Source organism: Salinibaculum rarum (genome assembly GCF_030505615.1).
GTDB lineage: Archaea > Halobacteriota > Halobacteria > Halobacteriales > Haloarculaceae > Salinibaculum > Salinibaculum rarum.
In genome coordinates, this window is the sequence record NZ_CP129992.1 from 1,308,858 (window position 1) to 1,330,116 (window position 21,259).

Annotated in this window: 23 protein-coding genes and 1 tRNA gene; 18 read left to right on the top strand and 6 right to left on the bottom strand. The window is 63.8% G+C overall.

Going from position 1 to position 21,259, the window contains the following annotated elements; translation table 11 throughout:
* Nucleotide 1 precedes the first annotated feature (1 nt).
* A complete protein-coding gene (locus QYL91_RS07055; protein WP_302082672.1) occupies nucleotides 2-817 on the bottom strand; it encodes a DUF4097 family beta strand repeat-containing protein in 816 nt (271 codons plus the stop codon).
* 108 nt (nucleotides 818-925) lie between these two features.
* On the opposite strand from QYL91_RS07055, the gene QYL91_RS07060 reads away from it, so the two are divergent.
* The 3 genes from QYL91_RS07060 (at nucleotide 926) to QYL91_RS07070 (ending at nucleotide 3,237) form a co-directional block, all read left to right on the top strand.
* Nucleotides 926-1,456, top strand: a complete 531-nt coding sequence (locus tag QYL91_RS07060; protein WP_302082842.1) for a 50S ribosomal protein L16 — start codon at nucleotides 926-928, stop codon at nucleotides 1,454-1,456.
* 196 nt (nucleotides 1,457-1,652) lie between these two features.
* Nucleotides 1,653-2,300 carry an HVO_2922 family protein gene (locus QYL91_RS07065; protein WP_302082673.1) on the top strand — a complete coding sequence of 216 codons (648 nt, stop codon included), beginning with the start codon at nucleotides 1,653-1,655 and terminating at the stop codon, nucleotides 2,298-2,300.
* 73 nt (nucleotides 2,301-2,373) lie between these two features.
* Nucleotides 2,374-3,237 (top strand): ATP-grasp domain-containing protein, encoded by an 864-nt coding sequence (locus QYL91_RS07070; protein WP_302082674.1) that lies wholly within the window; start codon nucleotides 2,374-2,376, stop codon nucleotides 3,235-3,237.
* Nucleotides 3,238-3,270: 33 nt separating this feature from the next.
* Here QYL91_RS07070 and QYL91_RS07075 read toward each other — a convergent pair whose 3' ends face one another.
* On the bottom strand, nucleotides 3,271-3,672 hold the full coding sequence (locus tag QYL91_RS07075; protein WP_302082675.1) for an Hsp20/alpha crystallin family protein: 402 nt from the start codon (nucleotides 3,670-3,672) through the stop codon (nucleotides 3,271-3,273).
* Nucleotides 3,673-3,818: 146 nt separating this feature from the next.
* On the opposite strand from QYL91_RS07075, the gene QYL91_RS07080 reads away from it, so the two are divergent.
* Together QYL91_RS07080 and QYL91_RS07085 are read left to right on the top strand one after the other, a co-directional pair.
* Nucleotides 3,819-5,048 (top strand): phosphoglycerate kinase, encoded by a 1,230-nt coding sequence (locus QYL91_RS07080; protein WP_302082676.1) that lies wholly within the window; start codon nucleotides 3,819-3,821, stop codon nucleotides 5,046-5,048.
* Between the two features lie 119 nt (nucleotides 5,049-5,167).
* Complete coding sequence (locus tag QYL91_RS07085) at nucleotides 5,168-5,587, top strand: hypothetical protein (RefSeq protein WP_302082677.1); 420 nt, start codon at nucleotides 5,168-5,170, stop codon at nucleotides 5,585-5,587.
* 27 nt (nucleotides 5,588-5,614) lie between these two features.
* On the opposite strand, the gene QYL91_RS07090 is transcribed toward QYL91_RS07085, so the two are convergent.
* A complete protein-coding gene (locus tag QYL91_RS07090) occupies nucleotides 5,615-6,673 on the bottom strand; it encodes a type II glyceraldehyde-3-phosphate dehydrogenase (RefSeq protein WP_302082678.1) in 1,059 nt (352 codons plus the stop codon).
* 103 nt (nucleotides 6,674-6,776) lie between these two features.
* On the opposite strand from QYL91_RS07090, the gene QYL91_RS07095 reads away from it, so the two are divergent.
* From QYL91_RS07095 to QYL91_RS07120, 6 genes are all read left to right on the top strand, one after another.
* Nucleotides 6,777-7,271, top strand: a complete 495-nt coding sequence (locus QYL91_RS07095) for a metallophosphoesterase (protein WP_302082679.1) — start codon at nucleotides 6,777-6,779, stop codon at nucleotides 7,269-7,271.
* A 173-nt stretch (nucleotides 7,272-7,444) separates the two neighbouring features.
* Entirely contained in the window at nucleotides 7,445-8,395 is a 951-nt protein-coding gene (locus QYL91_RS07100; RefSeq protein WP_302082680.1) for an aminopeptidase, read from the top strand.
* Nucleotides 8,396-8,471: 76 nt separating this feature from the next.
* On the top strand, nucleotides 8,472-8,666 hold the full coding sequence (locus QYL91_RS07105) for a cold-shock protein (RefSeq protein ID WP_302082681.1): 195 nt from the start codon (nucleotides 8,472-8,474) through the stop codon (nucleotides 8,664-8,666).
* Nucleotides 8,667-8,818: 152 nt separating this feature from the next.
* On the top strand, nucleotides 8,819-9,466 hold the full coding sequence (locus tag QYL91_RS07110; protein WP_302082682.1) for an HVO_0476 family zinc finger protein: 648 nt from the start codon (nucleotides 8,819-8,821) through the stop codon (nucleotides 9,464-9,466).
* Between the two features lie 19 nt (nucleotides 9,467-9,485).
* Nucleotides 9,486-10,112: a protein-L-isoaspartate(D-aspartate) O-methyltransferase gene (locus tag QYL91_RS07115; protein WP_302082683.1), complete on the top strand. Its 627-nt coding sequence runs from the start codon at nucleotides 9,486-9,488 to the stop codon at nucleotides 10,110-10,112.
* 74 nt (nucleotides 10,113-10,186) lie between these two features.
* Complete coding sequence (locus QYL91_RS07120) at nucleotides 10,187-10,936, top strand: protein-L-isoaspartate O-methyltransferase family protein (RefSeq protein WP_302082684.1); 750 nt, start codon at nucleotides 10,187-10,189, stop codon at nucleotides 10,934-10,936.
* Nucleotides 10,937-10,956: 20 nt separating this feature from the next.
* Here the strand turns inward: QYL91_RS07120 and QYL91_RS07125 are convergent, their stop codons facing one another.
* A complete protein-coding gene (locus QYL91_RS07125; RefSeq protein ID WP_302082685.1) occupies nucleotides 10,957-11,400 on the bottom strand; it encodes a DUF7382 domain-containing protein in 444 nt (147 codons plus the stop codon).
* Between the two features lie 121 nt (nucleotides 11,401-11,521).
* On the opposite strand from QYL91_RS07125, the gene QYL91_RS07130 reads away from it, so the two are divergent.
* From QYL91_RS07130 to QYL91_RS07140, 3 genes are read left to right on the top strand one after another with little or no spacing between them, the layout of a single operon-like run.
* A complete protein-coding gene (locus QYL91_RS07130) occupies nucleotides 11,522-11,893 on the top strand; it encodes a fluoride efflux transporter FluC (protein WP_302082686.1) in 372 nt (123 codons plus the stop codon).
* Nucleotides 11,893-12,237, top strand: a complete 345-nt coding sequence (locus QYL91_RS07135; RefSeq protein WP_302082687.1) for a fluoride efflux transporter FluC — start codon at nucleotides 11,893-11,895, stop codon at nucleotides 12,235-12,237. Before QYL91_RS07130 ends, QYL91_RS07135 begins: the two co-directional genes overlap by 1 nt.
* Nucleotides 12,238-12,284: 47 nt before the next feature.
* Nucleotides 12,285-13,394, top strand: coding sequence for an aminotransferase class V-fold PLP-dependent enzyme (locus tag QYL91_RS07140; protein WP_302082688.1), 1,110 nt, complete (start codon nucleotides 12,285-12,287; stop codon nucleotides 13,392-13,394).
* A gap of 17 nt (nucleotides 13,395-13,411) precedes the next feature.
* On the opposite strand, the gene QYL91_RS07145 is transcribed toward QYL91_RS07140, so the two are convergent.
* Together QYL91_RS07145 and QYL91_RS07150 are read right to left on the bottom strand one after the other, a co-directional pair.
* The gene (locus tag QYL91_RS07145; RefSeq protein WP_302082689.1) at nucleotides 13,412-14,065 is read right to left on the bottom strand and encodes a hypothetical protein; all 654 of its coding nucleotides are present in this window, start codon (nucleotides 14,063-14,065) and stop codon (nucleotides 13,412-13,414) included.
* A 241-nt stretch (nucleotides 14,066-14,306) separates the two neighbouring features.
* Nucleotides 14,307-14,379 (bottom strand) — tRNA-Asp (locus QYL91_RS07150).
* A 275-nt stretch (nucleotides 14,380-14,654) separates the two neighbouring features.
* Between QYL91_RS07150 and QYL91_RS07155 the strand changes: the two genes are divergently transcribed.
* Genes QYL91_RS07155 through QYL91_RS07170 form a run of 4 tightly spaced genes read left to right on the top strand, consistent with a single transcriptional unit; the run spans nucleotide 14,655 to nucleotide 21,257 of the window.
* Nucleotides 14,655-14,882 (top strand): DNA-directed RNA polymerase subunit H, encoded by a 228-nt coding sequence (locus tag QYL91_RS07155; RefSeq protein ID WP_302082690.1) that lies wholly within the window; start codon nucleotides 14,655-14,657, stop codon nucleotides 14,880-14,882.
* Nucleotides 14,882-16,444 (top strand): DNA-directed RNA polymerase subunit B'', encoded by a 1,563-nt coding sequence (locus QYL91_RS07160; RefSeq protein ID WP_302082691.1) that lies wholly within the window; start codon nucleotides 14,882-14,884, stop codon nucleotides 16,442-16,444. Before QYL91_RS07155 ends, QYL91_RS07160 begins: the two co-directional genes overlap by 1 nt.
* A 1-nt stretch (nucleotide 16,445) precedes the next feature.
* On the top strand, nucleotides 16,446-18,278 hold the full coding sequence (gene rpoB / locus QYL91_RS07165; protein ID WP_302082692.1) for a DNA-directed RNA polymerase subunit B: 1,833 nt from the start codon (nucleotides 16,446-16,448) through the stop codon (nucleotides 18,276-18,278).
* Nucleotides 18,279-21,257, top strand: a complete 2,979-nt coding sequence (locus tag QYL91_RS07170) for a DNA-directed RNA polymerase subunit A' (protein ID WP_302082693.1) — start codon at nucleotides 18,279-18,281, stop codon at nucleotides 21,255-21,257.
* The last annotated feature ends 2 nt before the right edge of the window (nucleotides 21,258-21,259 follow it).

Consider the following 21,259-nt stretch of genomic DNA (forward strand, 5'->3'; position numbering starts at 1 on the left):
ATCAGGACTCTGCGGACTGGAGCCGAACATCGCCGTTCGTCGTCGCTGCGGTCAGCGTCGGGTCTGTGCCGTCACGTATCCGTCCCTCCATGCGGCCGCGTCGAGAGACGGACGCAGTGTGTGGCACGTCTTCGACGCTGACCCGTCCGTTCGACGTCGAGAGTTCGAACGCACACGAGATGTCCGGCCCGATTCGGATGGTGACGCCGCCGTTCGAGGACTCGCAGGTCACGTCGCCGTCCATCGCCAGCAGTTCGACGTCGACGGTCCCGTTGGAGGTGCGCGCACTGGCTACCCCGGTGGCGCCGCGAATCCGAACGTTCCCGTTCGAGCTGTCACAGTCGACGGAGCCGTCCACGTCAGTCGCCCAGACGTTGCCGTTGCTCGTCGACGCGCTCACGTCTCCGGTCACTCCGGTGACGGTGACGTTGCCGTTCGACGTTTCAACGCGGTCGACGGTGACGCCCGTCGGCACGTCGATGGATACGTCGACGCTCCGCTGGTCGAAGTTCGACCCGGGGCCAAAGGAGACGTCGACGACGACCCGCTCTCCCGTCGTCACGTCGACGCTGAGTTCCTCCAGCGCAGACTCGGAGCTGGCCCGTTTTTCGCCGGCGACGGTGAGCTGGTCGTCGTCGGTGTTTCGAACGCTCACGTTCCCGTTACGGTTACTGACGGTCAGCGTCGTCTCGGCGCGTACGTCGTAGGTGTTCTCGAACGATTCGGAGGCTGTCGTCTCGAAGACGGCACCGAAACAGCCGGCCAGCCCGGCGGTTGTGACTGTTCCGACGCCAGCGAGGAGGGTTCGGCGGCGCATAGTGACGTCTGCTCGCGCTCGTGTCAAATTTGTATCGACATCGTGGGCGAGCAGTCGCCGTGGTTCAAAGGCTTTATCTACGCTGTCGGCTTCGTCTCCTCCAAGACCATGTCCGATAAGCCGGCCTCTATGTACCGGGACATCGACAAACCCCCGTACACGCGACGCGAGTACATCACGGGTATTCCCGGTTCGAAGATTGCACAGCACAAGATGGGCGACAGGCACAAAGAGCCCGAGGAGTACGACGTCCAGATTTCGCTGGTCGTCGAGGAGACGGTCCAGCTCCGCCACGGCTCGCTGGAAGCCTCCCGCCTCTCGGCGAACCGCTATCTCATCCAGGAACTGGGCGAGAACAACTACTCGATGATTCTCCGGAAGTTCCCCCACCAGGTCCTCCGTGAGAACAAGCAGGCGACGGGTGCCGGGGCAGACCGTGTTTCCGACGGGATGCGTGCGGCGTTCGGGAAAATCGTCGGGACGGCCGCCCGCATCAACGCCGGTGAGCGGCTCTTTACCGCCTACTGTGACGTCGACCAGGCCGACGTCGTCAAGGAAGCCTACCGCCGCGCGTACAACAAGATTACGCCGCCGTGCCGTATCGTCGTCGAACGCGGCGAAGAGCAGCTCATCGCCTGAGACGGCCGATTCGACGCTGCCGACCCCATCCTGGCACCCTCGCGGTGCCACACAACTTCGAACGCGACGAGCCGCTGGGCTGTCACTGACTGTCCCGTCGACCCCGAGGGCCGAGTTCCCGGCGCGACGAGCACCAGCGCGATCGCGCTTCTGAGTGGGCATACACTCAAGTAATTCCCCCTCGTTGGTTGTCTACATGTCAGAGAAGACCACCCACGAATCCGGAGAACCTCGCACACGGCGAGGCATCGCATCGTACTTGCGTCGGGTCGCCAGCCGACTCGGCCGTGGCGACCCCGTGCCGGTTGACGAGGAACAGACGGTGACGGTTACCCCACCTGCCGAATCCGACTTCGAGGCCAACCTCCAGCAGGAGGGCGACCAGGTCACGCTCGAACTCGAAATGTCGTGGGAAGCGGACGACGAATCCATCGAGACTGACGTGATTGCGAGCAAGGCCACCTTCGAGCTCTACGCGGACAAGGCCGACCAGTGGCGGTGGCGACTCGTCCACGACAACGGGAACATCATCGCCGACAGCAGCGAGGGCTACGCCTCCAAACAGAAGGCCCAGCAGGGCCTCGACAGTGTCAAGGCCAACGCACCCGGCGCCTACGTCGTCGATACGTCCAAAGACGACGGCGTTATCGACGAAGGTGGGAGCAAGGCAACGTTCGAACTCTTTGCCGACAACGCCGCGAAGTGGCGATGGCGACTCGTCCACGACAACAGCGAGATAATCGCAGACAGCGGCCAGGGATACGCCTCGAAACAGAAGGCAAAACAGGGGCTTCGGAGCGTCCAGAAGAACGCCCGCGGCGCGCCCGTCGAAGCACAGTCCTGAGAGTCTCCGGTCGAGAGTGTCGTTCTGGAGAAGAACCGACCAGATTTATTCCGCTCGTCCCCCTGTGGTCTGTATGCTCCGGCTGGCGGTTGCGACGAACAAGCAAACCTACGAGCGGATGCAGGACCCACTCGCCGAGCGTGGCATCGCCGCCGAGTACGTCCAGACGGCAGAGCGGACGATACCGCTCGATGCGGATTTCGGCGCGTTCGACGCTGGCTTCGTATTCCCGCCGCGACTCGCCGAGGGCGGCGTCGTCTCAGAACTGCTCGGCGTCCCCTGGGTCAACGGCCGCGAGGCAATCCTGCGCTCCCGGCACAAAGGCGAGGCCCTGGCGCGTCTCTCGCGGGCGGGACTGCCCACACCGGAGACAGTCGTGGTCTCTGACCCCGTCGACGAGTCGGACCTCGCCGAGGCCTTCGAGCGGTTCGACCCACCGGTCGTCGTCAAGCCAAACGCCGTCACGCGCGGGGTCGGCGTGGCGAAGGCGGCGGACCTCGATTCCTTCCTGGGCATCTGTGATTATCTCGACTTGGTCCACGACTACAAGGCGACCGGCGACAACTCCTTTCTCGTCCAGGAGTACCTCCCCGACGCGCGGGATTTCCGGGCGATGTGTCTCGACGGCGAGTACGTCGGTGCCGTCGAGCGTCGCCTGCCCGAGGACGCGCTCGATGCCGGGCAGTGGAAGCACAACGTCCACCGTGGGGCCGAGGCAACCGGTATCGAACTGTCCGCGGACCACCGGGCCCTCGTCGAACGGGCGGCCGCGGCGATGGACATCTCATTTCTGGGCATCGACTTGCTCGTGACCGACGACCGGGTGGTGGTCAACGAGACGAACGCGCGGCCGACAATCGACACGGCGACAAAATACGAAGACGGCTTTTATGACGACCTCGCGGGGTTGATTCGGCAGACCGTGGCCGACGGATAGTCCGACGTTCCGTGTGCCAATCGATGCCGGCGCTCAGAGGTCGATGCTGGTCGAGTCGTCGACCCGGTCGAAGGTCACTTCCAGGATGCCGTTGTTGTAGGTGGCACTGGCAGAGCGTTCGTCGACGCGACTGGGGAGGTCGATACGCTCCTGGTAGGTACGTTCTGGCCCTTCGGCGTCGACGTGGAGCGTGGTCCCGTCGCACTTGAGATTGATGTCGTCTTTGGTGACCCCAGGGAGGTCCGCGACGACCCGAATGCTGTCCTCGGTCTCGTGGCAGTCGAAGTGGACATCGCCGGTCTGGTGGCCGACGTCCCCACCGCCACTGTTGTGTTCGAGGTGGAACTCCGCGTTCGTGCCCATCATCTCGTTCATCATCCGCTCTATCTCCTCGAAGAACTCGTCGAAGGGGTCGTCGCGGTCGTCGCGTCTCATAAGGCCAGGTAAGGCAATCACACTCAAAAGCTTTCGGCTCGGGCCACCGGCCGAGCTGGCGCTGTCCGGCCGGGCTCGTCTGGGGCCAGTGGGTTCCCGCGACAACATCGCGGACTACTAATAGCTGGTCACCACACTCCTACGCAATGAGTTACAAGACCCTCGACGACCTCGCAGACGGTCAGCGAGTCCTGATGCGAGTGGACTTGAACTCCCCAGTCGAGGAGGGGCGCGTTCAGGACAACCGCCGCTTTACGCGCCACGCCAGGACCGTCCGTGACCTCGTTGCGTCCGGCCACAGCGTGGCGCTGCTCGCCCATCAGGGTCGCCCGGGTCGAGACACCTTCGTCCCGCTCGAACAACACGCCGAAATCCTCGCCGAATACGTCGACCAGCACATCGAGTACGTCCCCGACACCTACGGCGAGGACGCGCTCGACGCCATCGCGGACCTCGAGGCAGGCGACGTGCTCATGCTCGAGAACGTCCGGATGACCGACGACGAACTCCCCGAGAAAGACCCCGAGGTGCACGCCGAGAGCGACCTCGTCCAGACGCTCGCTCCCGAGTTCGACGCCTACATCGGCGACGGCTACTCCGTCTCTCACCGAAGTCACGCCTCTATCGTCGGCTTCCCGCTCGTGATGGACGCCTACGCCGGCCGTGTGATGGTCTCGGAATACGAGGCCAACTCCTCGATTGCCAACCGGGACTTCGACGGCGAGGTGACGATGGTCGCCGGCGGGAAGAAAGCGACCGACGTCATCGAGGTGATGACCGCACTGGAGGACAAGGTCGACAACTTCCTTCTGGGCGGTATCGCGGGGGAACTGTTCTTGCGTGCGGTGGGCTACGACGTGGGCCGTGACATCGGCGATATGGACCTCTACGACGAGCAGTTCGAGCAGAACTTAGAGAAAATCCAGCACATGATAGAGGCCCACCCGAGCGAACTCGTCTACCCGACCGACCTGGCCTACGAGAACGACGATGGCGAGCGTGTCGAGGTCACCGTCTCCGACGTCAAGAACAAGGATCACGACTATCTGGACGTCGGCGCGGACACCACCTCCCGCTATGCCGATATCGCCGCCAACTCCGCGGCCGTCTTCGTCAAGGGCGCACTCGGCGTCTTCGAGGACGACCGCTTTTCGCACGGCACGACGAACATCCTCGAAGCGATTGCTGCCGGCGACTGCTTCTCGGTGGTCGGGGGCGGTGACACCTCCCGCGCCATCGAGATGTACGGGATGCGCGAGGAGGACTTCTCGCACGTCTCTATCGCCGGCGGGGCGTACATCCGCGCGCTGACGGGGAAACCGCTCCCCGGCGTCGAGGTACTGAAACGCGCGAACGAAGTCGAACTCACCCGGTGACCTGCTGGGTTGGCCCCACGTTGTGGGCACCCCAGCGCGGCCGGCCCGAAACCGCTCGCTCTCTCGGCGCACTCTCGGCGATTGATACGTTCAAGAGCGTGTAGCTCGTTTTGGCCCACATGAACGAAGAGACCGTGCGGACGGTGTTGGCCGAGCACGTCGACTCGCCGATCGAGGTCGGGAGCTACCGTGGCATCGACGGCCTCTGGGTGAAGATACGGCTCGACCCGCGCATCGAGAACACGATGCGTCCGACCTCGCTGTCGATTTCGGGGCCGATGGTCGACGAGATGAAAGTCCGCTTCGTCGCGACGACTGCCGACAACGACGCCGTCATGGATGCACTCACCGGCATCGAGGTGCTGACGCCGGCCGACGGGGAAGTCTCGGCAGAAAACCACGAACTCTCCGAAGCCGACGAACTGTGGCCTCACATCTACTACGAGAACCTCCCACTCTCGGAAGCTGCCAACTGCCTCGGGATTATCGAGGACGAATCGTTACCGACGTACGAAAAACGCGAGGGGTTCGACCTGTGACACCCAGCGGGCTGTTCTGACGCGCGCTCAGTCGTCGGCCGTCGCTTCGGGTGCGACGCGACTCGGCGCCAGCCCTTCCTCGAGGCCCATCGCCTCGTTCGTCCTCTCGATACTCGCTTGCTGGTCGGCCTCGCCCAGCACGGCGCGGATGGCGTCGACGTTTTCGGGCACCACGTCCGATTCCTGGTGAATCGCCTGGAACAGGTAGAGGTCCGAGCCTTCCATCGAGACGGATTCGCCCCAGATGCAGTTCTCCCAGATGTCCGCCCGCGGGCGGCCGGCGTCCTGTGCGAGTTCCTTGATAGCGCCGGCCCCGTCGAGACCGAGCCATTCGGGGATGACGAAGGTTCGCGACTGGGATTCGAGCAGGTCCCGAACGTCGGCTGCGTCGGGCTCGGATTCGAGCGTGATGTTGATGCTGTGCATGTGCATCAGCGTCGCGGGCACCTTCAGCCCGAGCGTGTCGATGTCGAGGTCCGGGAAGATGGTGTTGACGTCCGGGCCGTGGTGGGAGGGCAGCGAGACGGGGTTTGGCAGGATGTCGTTGATGGGGCCGCGGCCGGACTGGGCGGGGTCGCCGCCACGGCGGACCAGCGTCGCGCGGACCTTCTCGATGCCGTACTCCTCTTCGAGGGGTGCGACGAGTCGCGAGAGGCCGGTCGTGTTACAGGAGACGACGCGGACGAGGTCCTCGCCCTCCACGGTGTCGAAGTTCGAGCGGGCGTTGAAACTCGCGTCGACGATGTCGCCGTCTTCTCCACCCTGGAGCAGCGCCGGGGTGTCGTACTCGGCGTACATCTCGGCGTTGTCGGCGCCGATGCCGGACGGACAGGCGTCGACGACAATGTCGCTCTGTTCGACGAGTTCCTCGACGTCGCCGGCGACGTCGATGCCAGCCTCGGCAAAGCGGGGCTTGCGCTCCGGGATTGCTGCATAGAGGTCGAATCCTTTGTCGACGGCGCCCTGTGCCTCGAAGTTCGGTCGGGTCTTGGCGACGCCGACGACGTCCATGTCCGGTTGCTCGCGGACAGCGTCGGCCACGCGCTTTCCGATGGTACCGTACCCGTTGATACCTACCTGAATCATTGGCCGGAGGTTCGCCGCTTTTCTGTATAGGCGTTGTGATTGTCGCCATTGGCATTGCGAGCGCGTTCCAAACGGTCAAACCGCGCCCGGTCGAAGGGGGCCCATGAAAGTCGGCATCGTCTCCGATACGCACGACAATCTCGACATCGTACAGCAAGCCGTCGACCACTTCGAAGAGACCGTAGACGTGGTCGTCCACTGTGGCGACATCGTCGCGCCCTTCGCGGCCCGTCCCTTCGACACCGACGAGTTCGACTTCTACGCGGTGCGCGGGAACAACGACGGCGAGTGGGGGCTCAAAGACCTCATCGACGACTTCGGGATGTACCTCGGCGAGATGGGCGAACTCGTCCTCGACGAGACCCGTATCGCCGTCTACCACGGCACCAGCGAGGGCATCGTCGGCGCGCTCCTGGAGTCGGGCAGCTACGACTACGTCCTCCGGGGCCACACCCACGAGCAGGTCGAGGAGGACTACGACGGAACAATACACATCAACCCCGGCGGTATCCCGACCGAACCCAGCGGCGGTGAGCCGCCGGCCGCGGTCGTGCTGGACACCGAAACCGGCGATGTGACCTTTACACCGCTGGAGTGAACCAGGTAAACTCGACGTAGCCGGCGGATACCAAAGTCTGTTGGCACCGAGGGGGATTCGTTTGAGTACTCTCGCCGTCCTCCGGTGAGTTTCTCGTGCAGTCGTCCTCGCAAGTGCGTCGCTGTGGCGTGAGGGCAGAAACTCCTATACCCTTACCGCCCAACCTCGCGGACATGAACAACTCCCTTCGCAAGCCCGCCGAAACCGCAGTCGAGCAGTGCATGGGACTGCGCGCCAACGAGTCCTGCTGTATCGTCACCGACGACAAGCGGAAGGCAATCGCCGAGGCGCTGTACGCGGTCGCCCGCGAGACGACCGACGACGTCGCGATGATTCGGTATCCGCCGGGCGACCAGCACGGCGAGGAGCCGCCCGCGCCCGTCGCCGCCGCGATGGCCGGCGCCGATGTCGTCCTCGCGCCGACGACGAAGAGTCTGAGTCACACCCAGGCGCGCACGGACGCGAACGAAGCGGGTGCGCGCGTGGCGACGCTCCCCGGCATCACCGACGGCGTCTTCTTGATGGGGATGGACGCCGACTACGAGCGCATCCGCGAGGAGTGTGGCAACGTCTTGGCGCAAGTCCAGGATGCCGACGAGATTCGGGTCACCTCCCCGCAGGGGACCGATATCACCTTCGCTCCCGGCGACCGCGAGTGGAAGGAAGACACCGGTATCGTCCACGAATCCGGGTTGATGACCAACCTCCCTGCCGGCGAGGTCTTTGTCAGCCCCGAAACCGCCGACGGCACCGTCGTCGTCGACGGGACGATGATGCCCCACGGCCAGCTCGAAGACGGCCACGTCGTCGAGTTCACCGTCGAGGACGGCCAGGTCGTCGACATCGCCGACGAGGGGCTCCGGGGGGAGGTCGAAGCCGCCGCCGAGGAGGTCGGCGACGACGCGTACAACCTCGCGGAACTGGGTATTGGGACCAACGTCGCCGTCTCGGACCTCGTTGGGTCGGTTCTGCTCGACGAGAAAGCGGGTGGCACGGTCCACATCGCTATCGGCGACGACCACGGCATCGGCGGGGACGTCCACGCACCGATTCACTCGGACGGAATTCTGACGGAACCGACCGTGTATGCTGACGGTGAGGAAGTGGAACTTCCTCAGGAGTAATCGAACAGTACAGTTGTGTGGTGGTACCACGACCCTCGGAAGGGTTATCCGTGCACCGGCTGTACACTTGTTTGTAATGGCGAAAGGTAACGTTGATTTCTTCAACGACACAGGCGGTTACGGTTTCATTTCGACGGACGATGCTGACGACGACGTGTTCTTCCACATGGAAGATGTCGGCGGCCCGGACCTCGAAGAGGGAACAGACATCGAATTCGACATCGAACAGGCCCCCAAGGGTCCCCGCGCGACGAACGTCGTCCGCAACTAATCTCGCATTGGCCGTCGCTTCGGCGACACTGACTGCGATTTCGGTTTTCTTTATTTCGACTGGCCAGTCACTTCTCGGTCGCGTGAGGCGCCAGCAACCCCGTGCGGCCCGGAGCCCACGCCTTTTATAGCAGACTGGCGTAGAGACTGGATATGAACGATACCGTCGAGCAGGTCCCGCTGGAGTGTCCGGCCTGCTCACCGGACCTCGAAACGGTCCACGAAGTACTGAGCCCTGGCGGGCAGGCGACCGTCCGCTGTACCGAGTGCAGTCACGTCCACAAGACGACACTGCCCGAAGAACAGACCCGGCAGATAGACGTCGTCGTCTCCCAGGACGACGAGTCATTCTCGGCGACAGCCGACGTGCCGACCGACGAGACGCTCGCGACCGGCGAGGAGTTCCTGCTGGAGACCGACGAGGCGATTATGACCGTTCGAATCACGAGCCTCGAAGTCGGGGACGGCCGTACCGACGAGGCCGCTGCCGAGGACGTCGACACCATCTGGACGCGCGCGGTGGGCAACGTCAGCGTCAGCGTGACCGCCCACCCGAAGGGTGGCGAACACGACGAGACACACAGTTTCGATCTGCAGGTCCCCGGCGACTACGAATTCGTCGTCGGAGAGACCGAGGAACTGGCCGACGAGGAGTTCACCATCGAGGGAATCCTCGTGCGCGACGACGCGGTGGGCTACGACCACGAGAAACTCGACTTCGACGGTGACACTGTCGTCGCCAAGGACATCAAACGACTGTACGCGCGCGATGAGTCGACCAGCGCGTGGTCGGCCTGGTAGCGACGGGACCCGACACATCATGACCGACTGGACCGACCGACGGGCCGCGATGGTCGATGCGCTCGCGACGCGAGACGACCTGCGCGAGCGGACACTCGACGCGATGCGTGCAGTGCCGCGCCACGAGTTCGTTCCCGAGGGCAAGCGACAGGCGGCCTACGAGGACACGCCGCTCCCGATTGGCGAGGGCCAGACCATCAGCGCACCCCACATGGTCGCTATCATGGCCGACCTGCTGGAACTGGAGCCCGGCGATACGGTTCTGGAAATCGGCACCGGCTGTGGGTATCATGCCGCCGTGACGGCCGAAATCGTCGGTGCCGAGAACGTCTACAGCGTGGAGTATCACGACCGACTGGCTACCAAGGCCCGAGCGACACTCGAGAGCGTCGGCTACGGCGCCGTCTCCGTGCGTGCGGGCGACGGGAAAGAGGGATGGCCGGACAACGCGCCGTACGACCGCGCGTATCTGACCTGTGCGGCGTCGACGTTCCCGCAGGCACTCGTCGACCAGGTTCGCCCCGATGGCATCCTTCTCGGGCCGATCGGCGACCAGCGCCAGGTTCTCGTCCGGGCGTGGCGGCGTGCCGACGGGTCGCTCGACCGGGCGGAACATGGCCGCGTGCGCTTCGTTCCCCTGCAGTAGGTGACCGACACGTTGTCCTGTAGTGGGGCGGTTTCGGGCGGACAATTCATTACCGTCCGCGCCAACACTGGACCATGGACGCCGCGGTGCTGCGTGACGATATGGTCGACAGCCTCACCCACGAGAGCAAGGGCTGTCTGCACAGCGACACCCTCTCGGTGGCAATGCGGACAGTGCCGCGCCACGAGTTTGTCGACGACGACCGCAACGCGTACGCGGACCGCGCATTCGAACACATGGGCACGCGCGTGCTGGCCCCCAGCACCGTCGCCCGACTGCTTGAGGCACTCGATACCGACGAGGACCACTCCGTGCTCGTCGTCGGGGCGGGCATCGGCTACACCGCGGCCGTGCTCGCGGAAATCGCCGGCCAGCGTGACGTGCAGGCCATCGACATCACGCGTCGGCTCGTCTACGAGGCTCGAGAGAACCTCGCACAGGCCGGCTACGATGGCGTGCTTGTCGACTGTCGGGACGGTGCGGACGGTCTTCCCGAGTACGCCCCCTACGACCGGATTCTGGTCGAGGCAGCGGCTGTCCGTCCCCCGCGGGCGCTGCTCGACCAGTTGTCACCGGACGGGCGACTGGTGATGCCGCTGGGTGCCCACCAGCAGGCCATCGCCGTGGTCGACCGCGACGGGGCCGCCGAGCGTCTGGGGTCGTGTGCCTTCGACCCGATGTTAGTCGAGGGCGAGCAGGCAGACACTATCGAGCGAAATCGGACCCGGCGCGAGGACCGCGAGTTCGCCGAGCGCGACGCGCGACGCCGGAAGGGGTGGGAACTCGACTGGATAGACTGGGACAGCGAACCGCGGATGCGATAGTCGCCGCCGACTGCCGCCTGTCACTCTTTGAGCACCAGCAGTTCCGTATTCTCGCGGCGGTCGGCGTAGTCGCCACTCGGCGGTTTCACGTCGAAGGTGACCGTTCCCTCGACCTGATTCGGGCCGAGCCGTGGGTCGAGTGACACTGTCGCGGTGCCGTCGGCCCGCGTTTTGGCAGTCTCGACGTCGGCGAGGTCGGCCGAGTCGCCCTTTGCGATGACTGTCGCGTTCGAGACGGGGTCGCCGTTGGCGTCGACGACGGTGACGGTGACGTTGTCAACGTCCGGGGAGACGACTTCCGGCTCCGGCCGGACATCGAGTTCGCTGACGCCGAGGCTTCCGAGCCCGGAAATCATGGTCATCATCACGCTGAGGCTGGCCACGCCGACGACCAGCGCGATGACGAGTCGAATCGGCAATCCTTCGATGGCACGGGTGTCGTGCCGGAGGCTTCTGTCGGACACGCGCGAGGGTGGCCCCGCCTTCGGTGATAAACACTCGGACGAGCGTTTTTCAGGGCGGACGGAGCCACCTCTATGGCTGAGACCGAAAGCGACGAATAGCGGCGCTGAATTCCCACGGACAATGCAACTGCGCGAGCGAGCCAGACCGCTCGCACTCATCGCGACCGGTGGCTTTCTCGGGGCTGTGCTCCGCTATGCCGTCGCCGTAGCGTTCCCGACGGCGTTCCCGTGGGGGACGCTGCTCGCGAACGTCGCTGGCACCTTCCTCCTGGGCGTTCTCCTCTACGAGGCGCACATCGCAGACCGGCTCAGTGTCGAGACGCGTCTCGTCGCGGGCACCGGCTTCTGTTCGTCGTTTACAACCTACAGCACGTTCGCGCTCGAGACGACGCAACTGTCGCCACCGATGGCCGCGCTCAACGTGGGTGCAAACTACGCGCTCGGATTCCTCGCCGTGATACTTGGACAACTTGTCGCGAGGTGGCTGTCGTGATGGAGTTTGTTCTCGTCGGCACCGGTGGCGTTCTGGGTGCCGTCGCGCGGCACCTCGTCGGCGAGCGCGTCGACGCCAACACGAGAGATACGCTCACGGTCAACGTCCTCGGGAGCGTATTGCTCGGCGCGCTCGTCGCCGCACCGGTCGCGGAGTCGCTCCTGTTGCTGGCCGGCGTTGGATTCTGCGGAGCCTTCACGACCTTCTCGTCGTTTGCTTTCGAGACGGTTCGACTGGCCGAGACCGGCGAGCCAAAGCGCGCACTGGCAAACGCTGTCGTCAATCTGGTCGGGACAATCCTTGCAGTTTTTGCAGGTTTCGCGGCCGCCGGTCTGGTGCTGTGACCTCACTCGGGCGCGGGATTGTAGTGTGTCCGTCTCGACGCTCCGGTATGGACCCGGAGACGCTCCGTGCTGACATTCCTGCACTCGACGACTGTACGTACCTCAACACCGGCGCGAGCGGCCCGAGCCCGACCCGCGTCGTCGATGCTATCACCGACTTCCAGCACCGCCACAAGTTCGACGCACCCTGTGGCGACGACGGGATGTACGACGTGGCAGCAGCGGAACGCCAGCGCGCCCGCGAGGCCGTCGCCGGCTTCGTCGGTGCACGCCCCGAAGAAATCGCGCTCACCCGAAATACTGTCGAGGGAATTAACCACGTCGCGACCAGCATCGAGTGGGAGCCGGGCGACGTGGTCGTCCGGACCGACCTCGAACATCCGGCCGGCGAACTCCCGTGGGAGCGGATGGCCGACCGCCACGGCATCGAGGTGCGCGAACTCGAGACCGAGCAGGGTCGCCTCTCGCTCGAATCGCTGAAGACGGCAGTCGCGGACGCGCGTCTGCTCTGTCTGAGTTCGCTGTCGTGGAACTACGGGACGCGTCTGCCAATCGGCGAGGTGGTCGACATCGCACACGACGCGAACACGCTCGTGCTCGTCGACGCCGTGCAGTCACCGGGCCAGGTCCCGATGGACGTTCACGAGTGGGGCGCGGATTTCGTGGCCGCCTCGGGCCACAAGTGGCTCCTCGGCGCGTGGGGTGCAGGCTTTCTGTACATCGACAGCGCCGTCCTCGAGGACCTCGAACCGCAGCGGATCGGGTACTTCTCCATCGACCGCCACGCCGACGGCGAGGGGTACACGTACGCGCCGGACGCCAGCCGGTTCGAACTCGGGACGACGGCGATTGGCCCGTACGTCGGGCTGGCGGAAAGTGTCGCGCTGTTCGAGGAACTCGGTCTCGATGCCGTTCAGTCGCGTATTGAACGGTTGACCGACCGGCTGAAAGACGGACTCGGTGACCAGCTCTTGAGTCCGCGTGACTACGAGTCGGGGCTGGTCTCCTTTTCGGTCGACGAGCCCGATGAAACGGCCGCGCGGCTGGTAACCGAGGGGATTCAGATTCGCTCGATTCCCGAGCCACACGCCTGTCGGGCGTCGGTTCACGCGTTCAACACCGCCGAGGATATTGACCAACTGCTCGACGCGCTCTGAACGGCCCCGTTCGCTTCCTATTCGTCGCCGACGGGTTTGCGCCGGAGCTCGTCGATGCGGTCCCGCAACTGGCCCAGTTCAGACTCTAGCTGTTCCCGGCGGTCGATGAGTTCGCTGAGTTCGTCGGTGTTGACCGAGTGGTCCTGGTTGAGTGCGGCCTCCAGTGCGTCGTTTGTCGCCTGGACGAGGTAGCTGGCCGACTGGAGGACTTCCTGTGGGGAGCCCCGCGATTCGTGGAGGGCCATCTTGCCGGAGTGGGCGGTGTAAGCGATGAGTGGCGTCTCCTCTTCGGCGTGGTAGCTGGTGGTCACGTCCATGCCCGTCATCGGATTCTTTCGGTCGTTTGCGACCTCCATGCGCACGATTCCGAACGGCTCTGCGAGCGTCGGATAGGTGTCTGCGAGGTCTCGGAGCCGGTCGGCAGCACCGACGCCCAGTTGTGATTCCACGTCGCCAAAGAAGTGCTTCGAGTTCGTCAGCGCGAGCGCGACGGCGAAAAAGACGTTGCGGCTGTTGTCGGCAAACTCCCGAATGCGCGTCCGGACTGCCTCGTGGTCGCCTTCGAGGGACAACCGCTCCAGTTCGTCGAGGAGCGCCCGCGTCCCCTGTTCGCGCTGCAGGAACTCCTCGACGATAGCCCCCGGCATCTCCTGACCGTCCACGTCGTCCATACGGTCTGTTCTCGTTCGGGGACTAAACCGTTTACCGGTCGTGGCTGTTGCGGTTCTGTGTTACACGCCTGAGAGCAGACGCTCTGCGTTTGCGAAAGTTGGAGGGGGAACGTCGCTCCGGGATTTGAACGACGCCGGCTTCACTCGCTGGCGCTCGCTCGTCGTCTCGTTCAAATCCCGCATCTGGTCGTCACAATAGAGCAATCGCTCGGCGATGAAACACCTCGCGGAAAGTTAGAGACGCCCGAGGCGGGATTTGAACCCGCGTCACAACCGTGACAGGGTTGTATGATGGGCCACTACACCACCCGGGCCTTCGCATTACACCGTATCGCGCTTCTGGTATTAAGACTTTCCAAAGCAAGGCGCCGTGGGAGTGCGACCCAAGTTATATATTCCCGCTACGACAACGGCGTGGTACGAACACATAGATACCCTCGCGTCGGGCCCGTACCTGCGGTCAAACGGCGTCGCCCGGGCGGGGGTTCGATAGCCTTGCTCGTCTGCGTTTGATAAGTGTTATATGGCTTCCGGATATAGGGCGCTGTAGTATCTTCGAACAGCCTTCTCTGCCGGCCAAGCCACACCCATGGTAGATGTAAGCCAACACGAACTCGTGCCCGACCATACGGTCCTTGAGGACGACGCACTCGAGGACGTACTCGAGGAGTATAACATCAGAAAAACAGACCTGCCGAAAATCAAACGCGCAGACCCTGCGTTGCCCGACGATGCATCGATCGGCGACGTGGTGAAAATCGAACGCGACTCACGCACTACAGACGTCGCAAGAGTGTACCGACTGGTGGTGGAATAATGGATATCGACGACAAACGAGACATCTCACGGGAATACTTTTCGCGCGAACGGCTCGCTGAACATCACTTCCGGTCGTTCAACTCCTTCCTCGGCCGAGGAATGCAACGAGTGGTCGACGAGAAAGAGACCATCGAGACGGACATCGGCGACAAGGAAGGCGAGGAACCGGTCTTCGTCGAACTTGGCGACGTACGCGTCGTCACGCCCCGCGTCCGCGAGGCCGACGGGAGCGAGGAACTCCTCTATCCGCAGGAGGCGCGCCTGCGCAACATCACTTACTCCGCGCCAGTCTTCATGGAGATGGCCATCGTCAAAGGTGGCCACGACGAGGAAGAGCGCGTCGTCGACCAGACCGAGACCAAAATCGGCCGGATGCCGATTATGGTCGGCTCCGAGAAGTGTAACATTGCGGGCTTTTCCGACGAGGAACTCATCGACATCGGCGAGGACCCTGCCGACCCCGGCGGATACTTCATCGTCAACGGCTCTGAGCGGGTCCTGATGACCAGCGAGGACCTCGCACCGAACAAGATTCTCGCCGAGACCGACACGAAGTACGGCGACACCATTGAAGTCGCCAAGACCTTCTCCCAGCGCCGTGGCTACCGGGCCCTGGTGCTCGTCGAGCGGACCCGCGACGGGCTGCTCGAAGTCTCCTTCCCGTCTGTCTCGGGCAGCGTGAACTTCGTCACGCTCGTCCGCGCGCTCGGACTGGAGTCCGACGAGGAGATCGTCCACCGCGTGAGCGACGACCCGGAGATTGTCAAGTTCATGCTGGAGAATCTGGAGGCCGCAGACGTCCAGACTACCGAGGGCGCAATCGAGACCCTGGGCGAACGCGTCGCCAGCGGACAGGGCAAAAACTACCAGCTCAAACGCGCAAACTACGTCATCGACCGGTACCTGCTGCCACACCTCCACGAGGAGGGTGTCGAAGACGAGGACGTGCGCATCAACAAGGCCTACTACCTCTGCCGGATGGCCGAGGCCTGCTTCGAACTGGCCCTCGACCGGCGTGAGGCAGACGACAAGGACCACTACGCCAACAAGCGCCTGAAAGTCTCCGGCGACCTGATGAAGGACCTGTTCCGGACGGCGCTGAACAAGCTGGCACGCGACGTGAAATACCAGCTCGAACGCGCCAACATGCGGAATCGGCAACTGTCGGTGTCGACTGTCGTCCGGTCGGACGTGCTGACCGAGCGACTCGAACACCCGATTGCGACGGGCAACTGGGTCGGTGGCCGCTCTGGCGTCAGCCAGCTCGTCGACCGGACCGACTACATGGGCGTTCTCTCTCACCTCCGCCGTCTCCGCTCGCCGCTTTCCCGCTCGCAGCCACACTTCGAAGCGCGTGACCTGCACGCGACCCAGTGGGGTCGTATCTGTCCCTCCGAGACGCCCGAGGGGCCGAACTGTGGTCTGGTGAAGAACTTCGCACAGGCGATGGAGCTCTCCCAGAACATCGAGGACGAACAGGGACTCAAACAGGAACTCGCACAGATGGGGGTCGAGGGCATCCCCGGCATCGAGAGTGTCGAACAGCCCGCAGACGATTAATATGAGCAAACAACAGGGACGAGAAGCCAAAGTCTACGTCAACGGCAGTCTGGTTGGAACACACCCCAACCCGGAAAAGCTCGCACACCAGATTCGACAGGCCCGCCGCCGGGGCGACGTTTCGGAGATGGTCAACGTCTCCGTCGACGAGCGGACCCAGGAAGTCATCGTCAACGCCGACGCCGGACGGGCACGCCGCCCACTGCTGGTCGTCGAGGACGGCGAACCGCTCATCTCCGACGAGGAGGTCGAAGCGCTCCAGAACGGCGACATCGAATTCGAAGACCTCGTCGACCGCGGCTTCGTCGAGTTCATCGACGCTGAAGAGGAGGGTGACATCTTCGTGGCCGTCGACGAGGAGGAGCTGACCGACAACCACACACACCTCGAAATCGACCCGCAGCTGATGTTCGGTATCGGTGCGGGGATGATTCCGTACCCCGAACACAACGCCAGCCCGCGGATTACGATGGGCTCGGGGATGATAAAGCAGTCACTCGGACTGCCATCGGCGAACTACCGGATTCGACCGGACACCCGCCAGCACCTGCTGCACTACCCGCAACTGTCGATGGTCAAGACCCAGACCACCGAACAGATCGGCTACGACGACCGCCCGGCGGCACAGAACTTCGTCGTCGCGGTCATGTCCTACGAGGGATTCAACATCGAGGACGCACTCGTGATGAACAAAGGGTCCGTCGAGCGTGCACTCGCTCGCTCCCATTTCTTCCGGACCTACGAGGGTGAGGAACGACGCTACCCCGGCGGTCAGGAGGACCGCTTCGAGATTCCCGACGAGGAAGTCCGGGGCGCACGCGGTGAGGACGCCTACACCCACCTCGACGAGGACGGACTGGTCAACCCCGAGACGCAGGTCGACGAGAACGCCGTCCTGCTCGGGAAGACGAGCCCGCCCCGATTTTTGGAAGAACCGGACGACATGGGCGGGCTCTCCCCCCAGAAACGCCGTGAGACGAGCGTCACGATGCGCTCGGGCGAATCCGGCGTCGTCGACACGGTGACGCTGATGGAGGGCGAGGACGGCTCGAAACTCTCCAAAGTGTCTGTGCGTGACGAACGGATTCCGGAACTCGGCGACAAGTTCGCATCGCGGCACGGCCAGAAGGGTGTCGTCGGCCACATCGCACCCCAGCAGGACATGCCCTTCACCGAGGACGGCGTCGTGCCGGACCTCATCCTGAATCCTCACGCTCTGCCATCCCGGATGACGGTCGGACACATTCTGGAGATGATCGGCGGGAAAGTCGGGTCGCTGGAAGGCCGGCGTGTCGACGGGACGCCCTTCACCGGTGAGGACGAGGAGGAACTCCGTGGCTCCCTGGAGGACCACGGCTTCATGTCCAGCGGGAAGGAGGTCATGTACTCGGGCATCACTGGTGAGAAAATCGAGGCCGAAATCTTCGTCGGCACGATTTTCTACCAGAAGCTCTACCACATGGTCTCGAACAAGATTCACGCTCGCTCGCGTGGCCCCGTGCAGGTGCTGACACGCCAGCCCACGGAGGGGCGCGCCCGCGAGGGTGGGCTCCGTATCGGGGAGATGGAACGGGACGTGTTCATCGGACACGGCGCGGCCATGACCCTGAAGGAGCGACTCCTCGACGAGTCGGACCGCGAGTGGATTTACGTCTGTGCCAACTGTGGCATGGCGGCCGTCGAGAACGTCGACCAACGGCGCGTGTACTGTCCGAACTGTGACGAGGAGACTGACGTCCACGAAATCGAGATGTCCTACGCGTTCAAGCTCCTGCTCGACGAGATGAAAGCCCTCGGAATCGCTCCGCGCATCGAACTGGAGGACGCAGTATAAATGAGCCAACACGCACCAAAAGAAATCCAGAGCCTGAGTTTCGGGCTGATGGACCCCGAGGAGTACCGCAACATGAGCGCCACGAAGGTCATCACAGCCGACACCTACGACGACGACGGCTTCCCCATCGACATGGGGCTGATGGACCCGCGCCTGGGCGTCATCGACCCCGGGCTGGAGTGCAAAACGTGTGGCAAACACTCCGGGTCGTGTAACGGCCACTTCGGACACATCGAACTGGCCGCGCCGGTCATCCACGTCGGCTTCAACAAGCTCATTCGCCGCCTCTTGCGCGGGACCTGCCGGGAGTGTTCGCGACTGACACCCGTCGACGGCAGCAAGTACGCCGACCTCGAAGAGTCGAGTGCCGCCGCCGACGACCAACTTGATGAGTTCCGCCGGAACCTCCGCGAGGCACGCGACCTCAGCAACGACCTCAGCGACGAACTCAAATCCGCGATGCGGACCTGTCGGCGCTCCTCGACGGACACGAACGAGGACCTCTGTCCGTACTGTGGCGCGGTCCAGTACGACGTCAAACACGAGAAACCGACGACCTACTACGAGGTCCAGCAGGTCCTCTCCTCGGATTACCCGGAGCGCATCGCCAGCGCCATGGAACCCGACGACGAGGACGACGAGCGCATCACGCCCCAGGACCTCGCTGACGAGACGGGTATCGACCCCGGCCGCGTGCAGGAAATCCTCTCCGGGTCGTTCCGTCCGCGCGAGGACGACCGGAAGGCAATCGAGGACGCACTCGATGCAGACCTCACCGAAGAGGACATGAACAAGCTGATGCCCTCGGACATCCGCGACTGGTTCGAGGACATCCCGGACGAGGACCTCGAAGCCATCGGCGTCAGCCCCGAGAAGTCCCGTCCCGAGTGGATGATTCTGACCGTGCTCCCGGTGCCGCCGGTGACCGCACGGCCCTCGATTACGCTGGACAACGGCCAGCGCAGCGAGGACGACCTGACTCACAAACTGGTCGACATCATCCGCATCAACCAGCGCTTCATGGAGAACCGGGAGGCGGGTGCCCCACAGCTGATTATCGAGGACCTCTGGGAACTGCTCCAGTACCACGTCACCACGTTCATGGACAACGAGATTTCGGGGACACCACCGGCCCGACACCGCTCGGGTCGCCCACTGAAGACCCTCTCCCAGCGCCTGAAAGGCAAGGAGGGGCGCTTCCGTGGTTCCCTGTCCGGCAAGCGTGTGAACTTCTCGGCTCGGACAGTCATCAGTCCGGACCCGACACTCTCGCTAAACGAGGTCGGTGTCCCCGACCGGGTCGCAAAGGAGATGACCCAGACGATGAACGTCAACGAGATGAATCTGGACGAAGCGCGCCGTTACGTCCAGAACGGGCCGGAAGGCCATCCGGGCGCAAACTACGTCCGCCGACCGGACGGCCGCCGACTGAAGGTCACCGAGAAAAACTGCGAGGAACTCTCGGAGAAGGTCGAACCGGGCTGGGAAGTCTCCCGGCACCTCATCGACGGCGACATCATCATCTTCAACCGGCAGCCATCGCTGCACCGGATGTCGATTATGGCTCACGAAGTAGTCGTGATGCCGTACAAGACGTTCCGTCTGAACACCGTCGTCTGCCCGCCCTATAACGCAGACTTCGACGGTGACGAGATGAACATGCACGCCCTCCAGAACGAGGAGGCCCGTGCGGAGGCCCGCGTCCTCATGCGCGTGCAAGAACAGATGCTCTCGCCGCGCTTCGGTGAGAACATCATCGGCGCGATTCAGGACCACATCACCGCGACGTATCTCCTGACAAACCAGAATCCGGAGTTCAACGAGACACAGGCACTCGACCTGCTGCGGACGACCCGCATCGACGAACTGCCGGAACCGGACCGGACCGACGACAGCGGCACCGAGTACTGGACCGGCCGGACTATCTTCTCGGAGCTGCTCCCCGACGGGCTGGACCTCGAGTTTACCTCCTCGGCGGGCGACACCGTCGTCATCGAGGACGGCCAGCACACGGCCGGGACCATCGACGAGGACGGGGTCGGCGCCTTCGGTGGCGAAGTCGTCGACACCATCACGAAAGAGTACTCACGGACCCGGGCGCGTATCTTCATCAACGAGGTGTCCAGCCTCGCCATCCGGACCATCATGCACTTTGGGTTCTCCATCAGTATCGACGACGAGTCGATTCCGCCGGAGGCCCAACAACAGGTCGACGAGGCCATCGACAGCGCCTACGACCGTGTCCAGGAACTCATCGAGACCTACGACCGTGGCGAACTCGAATCGCTGCCGGGTCGGACCGTCGACGAGACCCTGGAGATGAAGATTATGCAGGCACTCGGCAAGGCCCGTGACAGCGCGGGTGACATCGCCGAGGACCACTTCGCCGACGACAACCCGGCCGTCGTGATGGCCGAGTCCGGCGCGCGTGGGTCGATGCTGAACCTCACGCAGATGGCCGGCTGTGTCGGTCAGCAGGCAGTCCGTGGCGAGCGAATCAACCGCGGCTACGAGGACCGCACACTCAGCCACTTCGCGCCAAACGACCTCTCTGCGGAGGCCCACGGCTTCGTGGAACACTCCTACCGTGAGGGGCTGGACCCCAAGGAGTTCTTCTTCCACGCGATGGGTGGCCGCGAGGGGCTGGTGGACACGGCAGTCCGGACCTCCAAGTCCGGCTACCTCCAGCGCCGGCTCATCAACGCACTCTCCGAACTGGAAACGCAGTACGACGGCACCGTCCGGGACACCTCGGACACCGTCGTCCAGTTCGAGTTCGGCGAGGACGGCACCTCTCCGGTGGAGGTGTCCAGTTCGGTGGACGAACCGGCTGTCGACGTCGATGGTATCGCAGACCGAGTCCTCGACGAGGAGTTCGACAGCGACCAGGCGAAAGAACAGTTCCTCGGCGACAAGGCCACGCCGACCAACCTGTCGGAGCACGCCGACGACTGGTGGATGGCCCAGAGTGACGACTAAAC